The sequence below is a fragment of the Antarctobacter heliothermus genome, assembly GCF_002237555.1.
In the GTDB taxonomy this organism is placed as follows: domain Bacteria; phylum Pseudomonadota; class Alphaproteobacteria; order Rhodobacterales; family Rhodobacteraceae; genus Antarctobacter; species Antarctobacter heliothermus_B.
On sequence record NZ_CP022542.1, the window covers coordinates 106191 to 121723 of the forward strand.

Genomic DNA, 15533 nt, shown 5'->3' on the forward strand with positions numbered 1-15533 from the left:
GCATCCCCCGCCGCCCGGGACAGTCAATTCGCCGGAATCCCCTTGGGCAGCATCATCCGTTTCTGCGCCGCAATCCGGAACGGCGCGTTGGGCGCGCCGTAGCCGCCGTAACCGTCCACCCGCTGCACCACCTCGAAAAAGAAGCCGTTTTCGAAGGGCCGGGAATAAAACTGCAAAAACCCGCCCTGTGCGTCCTCGTCATAGAGGATGTCATGCGCCTGCAATTCCGCCAGCCGCGCGTCGTCCAGCGCAAACCGCGCCTTGAGATCCTTGTAATAGTTGGTCGGCATCGGCAGCGGCTCAAACCCCAGCGCCGCCATGTCGCGCGCCGTCGCCAGAATATCGTCGCTGGCAAAGGCCACATGCTGCACCGCACCGCCAAAACTGCCCGCCAGAAAGCCGCCCGCCAGCGTGCGGTGGGTTTCGGCCCCGTTCAGGGTGATCCGCACGGCCCCGTCGGGGCCATGGATCGCCTGACTGCGCACCAGCCCGTCCGGGTCGATCACATCGGTCATCACCGACCGCTGCATGTCAAAGATCGTGGTGTAGAACAGCGCCCAGCTGAGCATTTCGTCATAGCTCATGGTTTCGGCCAGATGGTCGATGCGGGTCAGCCCCGCGGCCTGCACGGCAGAGCCTTCCTCGGGGCGGAACTCGACCGACCAGACATCCGACAGCCCGCTGTGCGCATCCAGAAAATGCATCACGCTGCCGCCAACGCTGCGGATGGCGGGAATGTCCAGTTCACCGGGCGCGACCGGCTGATGAAACAGCGTCGCCCCCAGCGCCTTGGCACGTTGCGTTGTCTGCGCGGCACTCGCCACCCGCAGCCCCACGTCACACAGGCTGGTGCCGGTGGTGGTGTAGACCGAATTGGCAAAGCCGGTGGTTTCCTTGTTCAGGACCACCCGGATCTCGCCCTGCTGCCAGAGCGACACCTTTTTGGAGATGTGATTGCCGATATGGGTGAACCCCATGGTGCGCAGCAGCGCCTGCAGCGCCTCCGCCTCGGCCCCGCGAGTGGCAAACTCGATGAATTCGACCCCCTCGACCGTGACCCGCGCGGGCATCTCGGGCAGGTCGACACGGATGTCGGGTTCCGCCCGGCGCACGTCGTCCATCGTCGCCACCAAAGACCGATAGCCATCGCGCGCCAGTTCCAGCGGACGACCGCTGCGAAACTGGTCGTTGAAGATCTCAAGGCTGATCCAGCCGTCATAGCCCGTCGCCGCCACCGCGCGCATGAAGTCGGTCACCGGCAGGTCGCCCTCACCGGGCATGTTGCGAAAGTGGCGCGACCAGTACAGCAGATCCATGTCGATCTGCGGCGCGTCGGCCAGTTGGACAAAGGTGATCTTGTCCGACGGGATGCGGCGGATGGTGTTGGGATCGATCCGCCGCGCCAGCGTGTGAAAACTGTCCAGGATCACCCCGATATTGGGGTGATCGGCGCGGCGCACGATCTCCCACGCGTCGCGGTGGTCATTGACGTGCCGCCCCCATGCCAGCGCCTCATAGCCGACCTGGATGCCGTAATCGGCGGCAATTGCCCCCAGTTCGGCAAAATCCTCTGCGGCGCGGTCAATGCCCCCCAACGCCTGCGGGTGGGTCGAGGAACAGATCAGGATACGGTCGGTGCCCAGTTCTGCCATGGTGTCGAACTTGTGCCGCGCGCGGTCAAAGGCGCGGCGGCGCAGATCGCCGGTCAGCCCCTCAAAGTCGCGGAACGGCTGGAACAGCGTGATCTCCAGCCCCTGATCGCGGATCATGTCGCCGATCTGGCGCGGGCTGCCCGCATCGGCGATGAAATCCTGCTCAAAGATCTCGATGCCGTCGAACCCGGCCTTGGCAATCGCCGTCAGCTTTTCCCGCAGGGTGCCGGAAATCGAAACAGTCGCGATCGAGGTTTTCATGCCACTTCCTCCGTCTGGGTCAGCAGGGCGGTGCGCAGCGCAGGCTCATCCAGCGGCAGACCGGCAAAATGCGCCCATGCGTGCACGCCTTGATAAAAGAACAACTCATAGCCGGACAGGATCGTCGCCCCGGCGGCGGCGGCATCGGTCAGGAATTGCGTGTCGACCGGCGTATAAACCGCGTCAAAGGCCCAGCCCGCCCCCGCCATCGCGGCCTTGGGCAGCGGCGTGCCGTCATGACCCACCATGCCCACAGGGGTGCCGTTCAGCAGCCCCTCGGCACCCTTGGCCGCCTGTTCGGGGTCGCCCATCGCAACCACGCGCACCCCCTGCCCCAGCGCGCCCAATTCTGCCGCCAGTGTCTCTGCCTTGGCCATATCGCGGTCCACCAGCCGGATTTCCTGCGCCTTCAGCGCCACCAGCGCAAAGGCCAGCGCGCGGCCCACGCCGCCGGTGCCGATCAGACAGCAGACACCGGGCGCCGCGTCCCCGCGCGCCCCGCGATAGGCCGCCATAAAGCCGGTGTAATCGGTGTTCTGGCCCTTGGGGCCATCCGCCTCGAACAGCACGGTATTCACCGCCCCGATGGCCCGCACCAGCGGATCATCGACAGTGACCTTGGCAGCGGCGCGTTCCTTATAGGGATAGGTCACGTTGATACCGCGATAGCCGCACGCTGCGCACTGGGCAAAGACGGTGTCAAAATCCGCGCCCATGTCCTTGGGGATCAGCCGGTCATAGCGCACCACCATACCGTTCTGCCGCCCCCCCAGCCGGTGCAGCAACGGGGTGCGGGACCGCCCGATATTGTCGCCGATCAGTCCCAGTTTCAGGTCGGGCGTGTCCGTCATGGTCTCAGGCCTCCTTGCCAAAGATGCGCGCCTTGCCCCAGCGCCAGACCGGCGTCTGTGACACAAAGATCAGGATCACCGCGACAAACAGCACCAGCGACAGCGGGCTGGTCACGATGCCCTCAAAGAACCGGCCCAGATCCTCGCGCTCTGAAATGATGGCCCGGCGCCAGTTGTCATCCAGCAGCCGCGACAGGATCACCCCCAGAATGACCGGCCCCAGCGGATAGCCGTAGTGGCGCATGAAGTAGCCAAACACGCCAAAACCCAGCATCCAGTAGACATCGGTGATCGAATTGTTCACCGCAAAGGCCCCGACGATGCTGAGCAGCATGATCAGCGGGATCATCACGCTGCGCGGCATCTCGACGATCTTGGTAAAGACGCGGATGCCGGTCAGACCGAACAGCAGCATGAAGCAGTTGGCCGTCACAAGGCAGCCGACGATGAACCAGAACATGTCGGGCTGGTCGATCATCAGCATCGGGCCGGGATTCAGCCCGTGGATGAACAGCGCACCGATCATGATCGCCGTCACCGCGTCGCCGGGAATGCCCAGCGTCATCATCGGGATGAACGCGCCGCCCACGGCGGCGTTGTTGGCGGTCTCGGGGGCCACCAGCCCCTCTATCGCGCCCTCCCCAAAGGGGCGTTCGGGCTCTTTGGTCACGCGCTTGGCGTGGTCATAGGCCATCAGCGCCGCGATATCGCCGCCCGTGCCGGGCAGCGCGCCGATCACCACCCCGATGGTCGAGGTCTGCAACGACAGCGGCAGGTGCTTTTTCACCGTCGACAGCGAGGGCACGATGCGGCTGATCTTTTGCCGCACGGCGGTCTTGTCGACGTGGTGCAGTTGCAGCAGCGCCTCAGAGACGCCGAACATGCCGATCATCACCGCGATAAAGGAAATCCCCCCCTCCATCAGCCGCAGGTCAAAGGTGAACCGCTCGGCAAAGGTCAGCGGGTCACGCCCCACCGCGCCAATGGCAAGGCCAAGCGCGCCCGCAAAGATGCCCTTGACCAGCGACCCCTGGCTGAGCGAGCCAACCAGCAGGATGCCGAGGATCGCCAGCAGCATGTAATCGCGCGGCTGAAACTTCAGCGCGAAATCCGACACGAAAGGCGCGGCCAAGGCCAGCACGCCGATGCCGACAAAGCCGCCGATGAAACTCATGACCGTGGTCACGCCAATCGCCGTGCCCGCCTCACCGCGCTGCGCCATCGGATAGCCGTCCAGCGCCGTGGCAATGGCCGAGGGCGCGCCGGGGATGTTCAGCAGGATCGCCGTGCGCGAGCCGCCGTAAACCCCGCCCATATAGATGCCGATCATCAATGAGATCGCCGGGTAGACATCCCATGAAAAGGTGAACGAGATCAGGATCGACACCGCCATCGTCACCGACAGACCGGGGATCGCGCCGACATAAATGCCCGCAAAGGTGCCCACCCCCACAAGCAGCAACAGCTGCGGCTGGCTGAACACCAGCAGGAAATCCATCAGCGCGGTCATTTTTCCCCTCCGGACATCAATGCGCGGAAAAACTGGACCACTTCGGCCTCTGGCACGATGCCCGCAGGCATCAGCACGGAAAACACGATGCGGAAGATCAGCCAGATCACCAGCAGGCTGATCAGCGAAATCCCCACCGTCCAGAGCCAGCCGCGATGCGCCAACAGCTTGACCGCAACAATCAGGAACAGCGCCGAGGTCGGCAAAAAGCCCAGCGGCCGCAGCAACAGGCCATAGCCCACCAGCAGCCCGGCAAACAGGATCACCCGCACCGGCAGGATGTCCCGCATCAGCGTCTCTGCCCGGTCCAGCGGCAGCCTGCCGGTGCGCAGCGCCACCAGTGCCGCACTGACAACCATGGCCAGACTGGCCGCCATCGGGATGGCCCCGGCAGAGGACAGTTTGTCAAATCCCGCGATGCCGTAGGCCTCCCACAGCAGGAACAGGCTGGCCGCCAACAAGATCACGGCAAAGCCCAGCTCACCGGGGCGGCGCTTGTCGGGGGTGCCTCCGGGTGTTGCGTCGGATGTGCCGTCGTGGTGGTCCGGATCTATGCGTTGCATGGGCGCCTCCTCCCGTTTGCAGCTTCATGATCGAAAAGGGGCGCCGCTGGTCGCAACGGACAGGCGGCGCCCCGAATGTCGGCAGGCCCCGCAGGGCCCGCCGATCGGTGTTATTCGCCCGGACGGGCGATGCCGAACTCCTCAGGAGAGTTCTTGGCCAGACCGGCATCCTGCAGCAGCCATGCGGTGCCCTGCTGCCACTTGGACAGGAACGCCTCGGCCTCGGCGCCGGAAATCCCCATCAGGGTGTATCCACGGCCCTCCATCAGCTCGACAAATTCGGCGTTCTGCGCCCCTTCGGCATAGGCGGCGGATAGTTTCGCCACCACGTCATCGGGCGTGCCTTTCTTGGCGAAAACGCCAAAGAACGGCCCCCAGGGCAGATAGGTGTTATAGCCGTCATTGACCTCTGTCACGGCGGGCACATCGGGCAGCCGGTCGCTGGGCGCGGTGTCCATGATGGCCAGCGGCTTCATGTTGCCGGCGCGGATGCCATCAACCGCCAGACCCAGCACAACCGGCATCACGTCAATCGCGCCGCCCTGCAGGCCGGTCAGCGCAGGACCGTCGCCATCATAGGGCACCTCGATCACGTCCAGCCCGCCCTCGACGGCACCGATCATGGCGTTGATCACCGACGGCAACCCCCCCGGCCCGGTCGAGCCAAAGCGGACCTCACCCGGATTGGCCGCGATATGGGCCATCATCTCGGCGTAGGTATCAAAGGGCGCATCGTTGTTGGCCACCAGAATGGGCGTGCCACGGGCCAGGATGTTGACCGGGATGAATTCGCCGTAATCCTTGTCGCCAAGGCCCATGATCTTGTACAGCATCGGGTTTTCCGCGCCCATCAGCACGGTGTAGCCGTCGGCATCCGCATCGGCCACATGGTTCAGCGCAATGGCACCGACCGCGCCGGTCATGTTCTGCATGACCACGTTGCCGCCCAGCACTTTTTCGGCGTGGGGCGTGACAGCCCGCATCACCGTATCGGTCGAGCCACCGGCCCCCCACTGAATGATGCCCTGGATTTCCTTTTCCGGGTACTCGGCAGCGGCAAAACCGGCCGACAGCGCCAGCGCCGCAACGGCGCCGTAAAACATGCGTTTCATGGTATCCTCCCTAAACGTCATCTCTTGTCGCCGCCGGTGTACTCCGGCGCGTAACCGGGAAATAATCGCAGCGGCGGCTCGTAACGTCAAATACCCAATCTAACCGGACATTAACATAACGTTATTTCACCGCTGCAGCCACGGCCCGTCCTCGACGGCCTTGGCCAGTTCGCGGCGGAATTGCTGGATGGTGTATTCGGCAAAGCCCGACAACACCCGGCCCTTCTTGCGCACCACATAGGTGGGAATCTTGGCCTCTTCGGTCAGCGGGCGGCGGACAACGCCGGGCATATAGACCTCGGCCACCGAAAACGCGTCGATCACCGCCACCCCCAACCCGTGCCGCACCAGACTGACCAGCGTCTGGGCAAAGCGCCCGCGCAGGGCGTGGCGCGGCGGCAGGCCCGCCTCAATGAACGGTTGCGCCAGCAGCTTGCCATAGGGGTCGGCGGGGTCGATGCCCACCAGCGGCTCGGTTGCCAGATCGTGCACCGACACACTGTCCCGCGCCGCCAGCCTGTGGCCGTCGGGCAGGATCACCACCAGCTGCCCCTCGGCGATCTGCTCATTCTCCACGGCGGCGTTGTCGACCCGCGAGCTCATGATCACAAATTCGCCGCGCTCCAGCAGCAGGTAATCCACCGTCTCCTCGATCTTGAGGATGTTGAGATCGATGAACAGATCGCCGTACCGCGCCCGCACCCGCTGCAACACCCGCGCGGCGATGAACTGCGCCACCGAGGGCGCAGAGGCAAAGGCCAGCCGCACGTCCTCGCCCTGTTGCAGCGCGCCGACCGCCTGTTGCAGGTTCTCGACGCCCTTGTAGACCTCACGCACCTGATCGAACACGGTGCTGGCCTCGATCGACGGCACAAACAGCCCGGCCTTGCGTTCGAACAGCCGGATGCCCAGCGAGTCCTCGGTGTGTTTCACAAGGCGGCTGATGCCGGGGGCCGAGACGTTCAGCATCTTGGCCGCCCCGCTGATCGTGCCGGTCATCATGACGGCGCGGATCACCTCGATCTGTCTCAGTGTCATCTCTGCCATTGCGCGGCCTCCCCGCGGATTAACCTGACGTTACGAGGAGGCAAAAACAAGCATTTGACGTTAGGCGTGTTTCGCCGAACCCTGTCCCCTGTCTGGATCAGGGGGGGTCATGAACGACGTGAGAAAGGCAGAGAACTGCGATCTGCTGGTTGTCGGCTCTGGCGCGGCGGGGCTGGCGGCGGCGGTCACGGCGGCGCAGGGCGGTTTGCGGGTGATCCTTGCGGAAAAGGCGGCCGTTCTGGGCGGCACCACCGCGTGGTCGGGCGGCTGGATCTGGGCGCCCTGCTCGGATGTGGCGCGCCGCCACGGCATTGAGGAAGACCCGGCAGAACCGCGCCGCTATCTGGCCGGGGTGCTGGGCAACAGCTTCAACGCCGGACTGGTCGACGCCTTTCTGGCCGCTGCGCCAGAGATGGTGGCGTTCATGGAGCGTCAGACCGCGCTCTGCTTTGACTGCGGCGCGCGGATACCCGACACCTATGGCCATCTGCCCGGCGCGGGTCAGGGCGGACGGTCGGTCATCGCGCAACCCTATGATGCCCGCGCGCTGGGGCCGGACATCGCCCTGCTGCGCGCGCCGCTGCGCGAGACGACGTTCTGGGGCATGACCATACAGGCCGGACCGGACCTGCGCGCCTTTCTGACCGCGACGCGGTCCTTGCGGTCGGCGGTTCATGTGGCGCAGCGGCTGGGGCGGCACCTGTGGGATCTGGCGCGCCATGGCCGGGGGATGCAACTGCGCAACGGCAACGCGCTGGTGGCGCGTCTGCTGCGCTCGGCACGCGATCTGGGGGTCGATATCCGGCCATCCCATGCGGCGGCGCGGCTGGTGACGCGCGACGGTGCAGTCATTGGCGCGGTGCTGAGCGGCCCGCAGGGGGACATCCGCATCCACGCGGCGCGCGGCGTGGTGCTGGCCTGTGGCGGCTTTCCGCATGATCTCGCCCGCCGCGCCGCCAGCTTTCCCCGTCCTGATACGCACTTGCCGCTGGCCGTGGACAGTGCCACCGGCGACGGGCTGCGGCTGGGCGAGTCCGCAGGCGGCCAACAGGCGTTGGACCTTGCGGCGGCGGGGGCGTGGTGCCCGGTCTCAAAAGTGGTTTGGCCGGGGGGTGATACAGGGGTGTTCCCGCATATCATCGACCGGGGCAAACCCGGCGTGATCGGCGTGCTCACCAATGGCCGCCGGTTCTGCAATGAGGGGCTGGGCTATCACGATTACGTCCGTGAGATGCTGGCCGCCACCGCCGACCAGCCAGAGCCCGCCTCATGGCTGGTTTGCGATCATCGCTTTCTGCGCCGTTACGGGCTGGGCATCGTGCGTCCGGCCCCCTTGCCCATTGGCGGCTGGAGCCGGGCGGGCTATCTGCGCACCGGCAAAACGCCCGCGGCCCTCGCCCGCGCCTGCGGCATCGACCCGGACGCGCTGACCGCAACCCTGACCCGTTTCAACGATCACGCCCGTCAGGGCGTGGACCCGGAATTTCATCGCGGCACAACCGCCTACATGCGGCTGCAAGGCGACCCGGATATCAGCCCCAACCCCTGCCTCGCCCCGATCGACCGTGCGCCCTATTACGCGGTGAGGGTCGTCCCGGGCAGCTTTGGCACCTTTGCCGGGCTGCAAACTGACGGCCATGCCCGCGTGCTGGACGGCACAGGCGCGCCGATCCGGGGGCTGTATGCCGCTGGCACCGACATGGCCAGCGTCATGGGCGGGCAGTATCCGGCGGGCGGCATCAATCTAGGTCCGGCGCTGACCTTTGGCTATGTCGCGGGCCGCCACGCGGCACAGGAGCACCCATGACCCGCACTCCCGAAAATCGCCTGCTGTCGCTGGCCCATCTGACCGCCATCGACCTGCCCCCGCCCGCGCTGATCCATGCCGCCGCAACCGCCGGGTTCGACGCGGTCGGCCTGCGGCTGTTGCGCGTCACGCCCACCAGCCCCGGCTATCCGCTGATGCACGACCCTGCCCTGCTGCGCGCCACGCAGGACGCGCTGCGCGCCACCGGCCTGCGCGTCCACGACATCGAATTCGTCAAGCTGGAGCCGGACACCGACCCCGCCCAGCTGTGCGCCTTTCTGGACACCGGCGCCGCCCTTGGCGCGTCTGAGGTCATCTGCGCGCCCTATGATCCCGATCTGACCCGCCTTGCTGACCGTCTGGGCGCGCTGGCCGATCTGGCCGCCGCCCGTGGTCTTGGCGTCTCGCTCGAATTCTTTCCCTGGACCGTCGTGCCCAGCCTAGAGGACGCGCTGCGCGTGGTCGAACAGGCCGGGCCGACCGTTGGCATCCTTGTGGACAGCCTGCATTTCGACCGCTCGACCAGCCGCCGTGAGACGCTGACCACCCTGCCGCCGAACCGCCTGCGCCTTGCACATCTGTGTGACGCGCGGGTCGCCCCGCCCTATACAACCGACGCCCTGCTGCACACCGCGCGCGAGGACCGCCTGCCGCCCGGCGAGGGCAAAATCGACCTTGTGGAGTTCCTGCGCGCCCTGCCCGCCGATCTGCCGCTGGGACTGGAGGTGCCGATGGCCGTGCGCACCGCCCGCGCCGGGTCGGACAGCGTGATCCGCGACACGCTACACGCCACCCGCAATCTGCTGCGCAGGCTGGACCCGCCGCCACCCCGGCGCGGGATCTGAGGCCCATCGCTTGTCTGTTACTGAACGGGGCTGCTGCGCAATTGACCGATCTCATCGGCCAGATCCTGACACAGCGCCTGCATCCTGACCGGATCGGTGTCCCGCTGCGCCTGCACCTTGAGGCCAAAGATATAGGTCTGGACCCGACGCGCCAGCCGGTCCGGTGCGCTGTCCGCGGGCAGTTCGCCCAGATCCCGGGCGCGGCGGAACGCCTCTGTCAGCGTGTCTTCGACCCGGTCGAGATGGGCCAGAACAAACTCCCGCAGCTCTGACCCTGACGGCACTTCGAGCAGGGATTTGACCAACATGCAGGCCGTCGAGGGCCGGTCGCAGGACTGCGGGGCCGCAAGGCCGCGCAGATGGGCCTGCAGCGCCGCAAGCGGCGAGCCCGCCGTGCCGATGGTGGTGTTCAGCTCATCGGCCATACGCGCGGCGTAGCGGTCAAGCGTGGCGCGGAACAGCGCCTCCTTGCTCTGGAAGGCGGCATAGATCGACCCCGGGCGCATGCCCAGCACCGCCTCGAGATCCTTCATCGAAGTCGCGTGATACCCCTTGACCCAGAACAGGGACATGGCGGCATCCAGCGCGGCATCGCGGTCATATGAGGCGGGTCGTGCCATGGCGGTCAACATAGCTTGGCCACGGGTCGAAAAGAAGACCCCGGAGACATTATTTGAGCGATCACTCAAATATTACTTGAGCAATCACTCAAGAACGACAACATGGGTGGCAGACGGGGCCCATCCCGGCCCCCATCAGAGCAAACGACAAGGAACCGCCACATGACCAAATTCGACCGTTTCGACGAAACATCCGCCCCTGCCGCCGCCGTGCCGCTGATCGAAAAGTCGAAAAAGGCCTTTGGCCGCCTGCCGGGGCTGCATTCGGTGATGGCCGGATCGCCCGCGCTGCTGGACGGTTATCAGGTGCTGCACCGGCTGTTCGCCGAACAAACCGACTTTGACGCCGACGAAAAGACCGTCGTCTGGCAGACCATCAACGTCTACCACGAATGCCACTACTGCGTGCCCGCCCACACCGGCATCGCCAAGATGATGAAGGTCGACGACGCGATTTCCGACGCGCTGCGCGACGAAACCCCGCTCCCAACAGCAAAACTGGAGGCGCTGCGGACCTTTACGCTGGCCATGCTGGACAGCCGGGGCAACCCCGACGATGCACAGCTTGAGGCGTTTTATGCCGCGGGCTATGCGCAGCGCCATGTGCTGGACGTGATCCTTGGCCTGTCGCAGAAGGTCATGAGCAACTACACCAACCACGTCGCACAGACCCCGGTGGACGAGGTGATGCAGAAATTCGCCTGGACCCCCAAAGCCGACCGCTGAACACTGACGCCCCGACATATCCGGGGCAGATCAGGGGCGCGGCTCCGGGGGATACCCCCCGGGGCGGACGCCGAACCCACCATGCGGCGGTGATCAGACGCTGATCATCGCCGCCTCTGGCTCTGCGTCCAGGAACACCACCCGCACGGCGCCATCCTCAAAGACCGTGTCGCCATCCTCGACGCGCATATGGGCCATCGCCTCACCCACGTCGGCATAGCCAAAGCCGGTCAGATCGATGCTGTCCCAAGGCTCTAGGTCCGTAACCGTCTTGTCCCCGTCCCCGGACGGCGCAAAGACAAAGGTATCCGCCCACAGGCCCCCCGACAGCAGGTCATCCCCGGCGTCGGGCCGCAACACATCATCCGGCCCAAGACCACGCATGAAGGCGATCAGATCGCCTTCGGTGCCCGCGACAAACTCGGGCGATTGCACAAAACGCTCCACCAGCGTCTCACGGGTCATGCCGTCGGCAAGCTGTGACGACCAGGCCGCAAAGCCGCCCGCATCCGGGCTCCGGTCCAGCACGTTGTTATACAGCAGCGTGATGAACTCCGCATCCGTGGTCGCGCCATAGGTGCTCTGGAACTCGGGCGAGGCCATGAACTGCGCCACCACCGTCTGGAACGCCGTGCCGCCCGCCAGCGACGTCACCCAGCCGTCCAGACCGCCCACATCCGGTTCGCGGTCGAAAATCCCGCGATACAATCTGTATACATCATCCACCCAGCTGGTCGGGTCATGGGCGACGTCGAAATCCGCCTGCGCACCGGCGCGTTTGGCCTGATGTTCCGCGCTCTCGGCGATGATCAACACCACCTCTGCGCGGCTCATGCCACCGTCCAGATTGCCCACAAGCCCATTCAGCCCCGCCGCCTGTGGGGGCCGCCCCAGCACGTTGACAAACAGCAGCGTGACAAATTCGGTGTTTGTGGTGGCACCGTAGGTGGCCTGAAACTCGGGCGCGTTTACAAACCCCGTGGCCACCTGTTCCAACGTGCGCGCGCCTGCGGCCAGCATCTTGACCCAGGCCTGATGGCCGTTCACATCCGGCTCACGGCCAAAGACCGCCGCATACAGCCGGTAAACCTGCGCCGAGACATCGGTGCCGTACAGCCCCCGTCCCTCGCCCAGCAGCACGTCGTTGCCCGCCAGCCCCATCAGGGTGTTGGCGTCATTGCCTGTCCCCTCCAGCAGGTCAGCGCCGGAGGTGCCGGTGATCTCGTCCGGGTCACCGTACAGATCGCTCAGCGCCACCTCACCATCGCCAAAGCGCACCCGCTCGATGCCCAGCAGCGACAATTCCATCCCCGGCGCGCTCAGCAGCGGGGCTGCCTGCGTGCCGCCCACCGTGACCTGATCGCGGTTCTGCGTCAGGACAAGCGTATCGGTGCCCGCGCCGCCATCGACGGTGTCGGTGCCGCCGCCTCCGCGCAGCGTGTCGTTGCCCGCGCCGCCGGCGATAAAGTCATCACCCCCCTGCCCCGTCAGCACGTCCGGCCCGCTGCCACCCGCAAGATCCAGATCCACCAGCCCGCCGGTCATGGCAAAGTTCTGCGTCACCAGCACGCTGTTGAACCGGCCCGTGTCATAGGTCAGCGGCCCCAGCGCGATGCCGATGCCGATCACCGTCAGGTCGGGATCCATCAGGTTGGCGTAATGGTTGGGGCTGTTCATCAGGCTTCTGTGCAGCAGCTCGACCTCATCAATGTAGCTGCCAGAGCCCGAGACCGACACGGCGGCGATGTTCTCGGCGCTGCGCCATGTGCCCGACAGGTCCATGTCCGCCGCGCGCATCCGGTCGGTGGGGCTGCTGCCACCGACCCCCTCATGATCAAAGGTATCACTCGCCACCATCCAGTCGCTGTGCGCCTGCGCCGAGGTGTTCAGGTTCAGCTCCAGCAGCAGCGGCTCCAGACCCTGCGCGGCACGGTCCGCGTTGATCAGATCCAGCATGTAGCGTTCAAGAGCGCTGGCGGTGGTGGTCATCTCTGGTGTCCTGTCCTGTTTCGCGCGCGAAACATTGTCTGCGGATCGCGGCATCCCTGCGGCGGGACTATACCCGCCACAGACCGTGTCGCCCATATTCCATCTGGCCGCTCAGGCACTGGCGATCATCCCTGACCGACCCGTCGCCCACCCGCGGCGTCCAGCCCCCCGCGCTAGACATTCCGCACTACGCCACCACCCCAAATGCCCAGTTGCCGTTCAGCGCGGTGCCGAGTGTGTTCTTCGCAGCCGCCAATTGTCGGAAACTGCGTGCATGGATCTGAGCAGTTGCTTCAAGGCTCCATGATCTGGGCTTCAATGAATTGTGTTTTATTCATCGGAATCCTCTCAGTCTTCCTGTCGAAAAAATTGGACGCCCTCGTTCCCTTTAGATCGGGGGGGAATTACCACGTGATCCCATGCCGATGGGACCTGTGATTCAGTTATCCATAAAAACTTGAGCATTTTTGCAGATTTTCCAGAAATTATCCGTCGGTACTTTCAGGTCGGCCTCCTAACCTTGGGATGTGGCCTGCAACAGGCAGGTAAATTCAAGGAGAAAGACTGATGAAAGACGACGCGAAAGAAATGGAAACGACTTCGGCATTGGAGCTGATCGAGGAGGTGAACGAGCGTTCGGATTTGGAACCGGAGGTGGATGAGACATTCGTGCCTGATGGCTTTGTATTAACTGAGCAGGGCCTCTATAAATTGGTACCGTTGAAAGATGGCAGTTATGACTTCCAATGGATCTGTGACTGGATTCACGTCAAGGCGTTGACAGAAAACATAGAGGGCCGTGAGAATGGCATTCTGGTTGAGCTTCGGACACGGAAGGGAACGTTGCGGGAGTTGATTGTTCTCGCGAAACACTTTTCGGGAAGTGGCACCAGGGTCATCGCCGACCTACTAGACCTCGGGTTTCAGATCGCGCCGGGGCCTGCCCGTAAAGATTTGCTGCGCGCGCTGCAGGAATGGAACCACTATCGTTGGTGCATCAGCACGACCAAACGGGGGTGGGTGAATGACAGAAATTTCATCTTGCCAGACTCATCCGTGCTGGGCCCGGGCAACTTCAAATTTGTGGAGCAGGATGTCGCGATGGGAGCCCCCAAGAATGGCACGTTGGAAGGCTGGCGCACGGAGGTCGCAAGCAAGGCACCTGGCAATCCATTGGTTATCCTCGCCATAGCCGCAAGCCTGGCCGGCCCATTGTTGGCCCAGCTTGGCCTCGAAGGTGGCGGGGTTCACTATCGTGGTGGTTCCAGCAGCGGCAAATCAACGTTGCTGAACACGGCGGCGTCTGTGTGGTACGCACCTGGCGAAGTACAATCCTGGCAGGGCACGATTTCGGGCATGGAGGCCAAGGCGGCGGCTTTCAATGGAACATGCCTTTGCCTGGATGAGTTGGCCGAGGTCTCCGCCACTGCGGCAGATACGCTGATTTATGTGTTGGCGAACGGGTCCGGCAAGGCACGTGCAAACTCACAGGGCGGTCAGGCTGAGGCAAATCGCTTTGGCTTGGTGATCCAGTCTAGCGGCGAAATCGACATAGCCACCAAACTGGCAGAGGGTGGCCGGACGGCCCAAGCCGGGCAAACGCTGCGGCTTATGGATTTGCAGGCCGATAGCCGACAGCACGGTGTTTTCGACACCCTGCATGATCTGCCAGACGGACGACGGTTCAGTGAACATCTGAAAACGAGCGCCGCCATGCACCATGGCCACGCAGGTCCCGCATTTGTCGACGCGCTGTTAAAGCGCGGGACCGTTCCGTTCATCAAAGCCCAAGGGCTTATTGCGCATTTTCTCTACACCACGAGGGAGCGTCACAAGAAATCCGTGAATGATATTGCGGACCGGGCAATGAAGCGATTTGCCGTCTATGCAGCGGCTGGTGAGCTTGCCACCGCTTATGGACTCACGGGATGGCCACCAAGGACGGCCTATGACGCAGCACAGGACATGTTCGGGCTGTGGTTGCAGGGCCAGACGACACCGGAAGAGATCGCCGAAATCGAGGCAGTGCGGCGCGTGCAGGCGTTTCTGGAGCGGCATGGTGAAGACTGCCGTGATCTTGCTCTTCCGCCACCGGATGCCGATGCGCCTTTGGTGTTCCGGAAAGACCAGTTTGCTTTTCTGCCACGAGAGACATGGTCCATGATTCATGGAAGCATGGACCCAAGAAAGGCAGCGCATGCACTCGAGACGCGGGGATTTTTGTCATTCGGTGACGGCCGGAACATGATGGCAAAAGCGCCGACCGGGTCAGGAATGTCGCGCGGATACAAAGTACATCTGAGTATCCTTGACTGGAAACCGTCGGAAATGTCGGAAAGTCGGAAAATGGTTTCCTTGTTGGTATGATCCTTACCTGCCCCGGTTATCCCGCCGGGACGATACAAAATGGACTGCCCCTCTTGGCCATCCCTGGCCGAGGGGGGCGCTGCAAATTCAATGAGACGCGCAAAAGTGTCGGATATGTCGGAAAAGTCGGAGCGAGGCCGTGATGCGGGCCTATCCGGGTCTATGGGGGAGTTGGCGTAAATA

At 64.2% G+C, this 15533-nt stretch carries 12 protein-coding genes; 4 read left to right on the plus strand and 8 right to left on the minus strand.

The window, feature by feature from the left end; genetic code table 11:
- Positions 1–23: 23 nt before the first annotated feature.
- The 6 genes from ANTHELSMS3_RS24825 to ANTHELSMS3_RS24850 form a co-directional block, all read right to left on the minus strand.
- A complete protein-coding gene (locus tag ANTHELSMS3_RS24825; protein WP_094037694.1) occupies positions 24–1913 on the minus strand; it encodes a bifunctional sugar phosphate isomerase/epimerase/4-hydroxyphenylpyruvate dioxygenase family protein in 1890 nt (629 codons plus the stop codon).
- Positions 1910–2764, minus strand: coding sequence for a shikimate dehydrogenase family protein (locus tag ANTHELSMS3_RS24830; protein WP_094037695.1), 855 nt, complete (start codon positions 2762–2764; stop codon positions 1910–1912). Before ANTHELSMS3_RS24830 ends, ANTHELSMS3_RS24825 begins: the two co-directional genes overlap by 4 nt.
- A 4-nt stretch (positions 2765–2768) precedes the next feature.
- Positions 2769–4274 carry a tripartite tricarboxylate transporter permease gene (locus tag ANTHELSMS3_RS24835; protein WP_094037696.1) on the minus strand — a complete coding sequence of 502 codons (1506 nt, stop codon included), beginning with the start codon at positions 4272–4274 and terminating at the stop codon, positions 2769–2771.
- The gene (locus tag ANTHELSMS3_RS24840; protein WP_094037697.1) at positions 4271–4837 is read right to left on the minus strand and encodes a tripartite tricarboxylate transporter TctB family protein; all 567 of its coding nucleotides are present in this window, start codon (positions 4835–4837) and stop codon (positions 4271–4273) included. The genes ANTHELSMS3_RS24835 and ANTHELSMS3_RS24840 overlap by 4 nt, the downstream gene beginning before the upstream one ends.
- Positions 4838–4947: 110 nt before the next feature.
- Positions 4948–5949: a tripartite tricarboxylate transporter substrate binding protein gene (locus ANTHELSMS3_RS24845; protein WP_094037698.1), complete on the minus strand. Its 1002-nt coding sequence runs from the start codon at positions 5947–5949 to the stop codon at positions 4948–4950.
- 126 nt (positions 5950–6075) lie between these two features.
- Entirely contained in the window at positions 6076–6996 is a 921-nt protein-coding gene (locus tag ANTHELSMS3_RS24850) for a LysR family transcriptional regulator (RefSeq protein ID WP_094037699.1), read from the minus strand.
- A 109-nt stretch (positions 6997–7105) separates the two neighbouring features.
- On the opposite strand from ANTHELSMS3_RS24850, the gene ANTHELSMS3_RS24855 reads away from it, so the two are divergent.
- Both ANTHELSMS3_RS24855 and ANTHELSMS3_RS24860 read left to right on the plus strand, forming a co-directional pair.
- Complete coding sequence (locus ANTHELSMS3_RS24855; protein ID WP_094037700.1) at positions 7106–8803, plus strand: FAD-dependent oxidoreductase; 1698 nt, start codon at positions 7106–7108, stop codon at positions 8801–8803.
- Positions 8800–9648, plus strand: coding sequence for a sugar phosphate isomerase/epimerase family protein (locus ANTHELSMS3_RS24860; RefSeq protein WP_094037701.1), 849 nt, complete (start codon positions 8800–8802; stop codon positions 9646–9648). The genes ANTHELSMS3_RS24855 and ANTHELSMS3_RS24860 overlap by 4 nt, the downstream gene beginning before the upstream one ends.
- A gap of 17 nt (positions 9649–9665) precedes the next feature.
- Here the strand turns inward: ANTHELSMS3_RS24860 and ANTHELSMS3_RS24865 are convergent, their stop codons facing one another.
- Positions 9666–10268, minus strand: coding sequence for a TetR/AcrR family transcriptional regulator (locus ANTHELSMS3_RS24865; RefSeq protein WP_094037735.1), 603 nt, complete (start codon positions 10266–10268; stop codon positions 9666–9668).
- Between the two features lie 162 nt (positions 10269–10430).
- Here ANTHELSMS3_RS24865 and ANTHELSMS3_RS24870 point away from each other — a divergent pair, with 162 nt between their 5' ends.
- On the plus strand, positions 10431–10994 hold the full coding sequence (locus ANTHELSMS3_RS24870; protein WP_094037702.1) for a carboxymuconolactone decarboxylase family protein: 564 nt from the start codon (positions 10431–10433) through the stop codon (positions 10992–10994).
- 93 nt (positions 10995–11087) lie between these two features.
- On the opposite strand, the gene ANTHELSMS3_RS24875 is transcribed toward ANTHELSMS3_RS24870, so the two are convergent.
- On the minus strand, positions 11088–12983 hold the full coding sequence (locus ANTHELSMS3_RS24875) for a DUF4214 domain-containing protein (RefSeq protein ID WP_198319975.1): 1896 nt from the start codon (positions 12981–12983) through the stop codon (positions 11088–11090).
- Positions 12984–13550: 567 nt separating this feature from the next.
- Here ANTHELSMS3_RS24875 and ANTHELSMS3_RS24880 point away from each other — a divergent pair.
- Positions 13551–15350, plus strand: a complete 1800-nt coding sequence (locus ANTHELSMS3_RS24880) for a DUF927 domain-containing protein (RefSeq protein WP_094037704.1) — start codon at positions 13551–13553, stop codon at positions 15348–15350.
- Positions 15351–15533 lie beyond the last annotated feature (183 nt).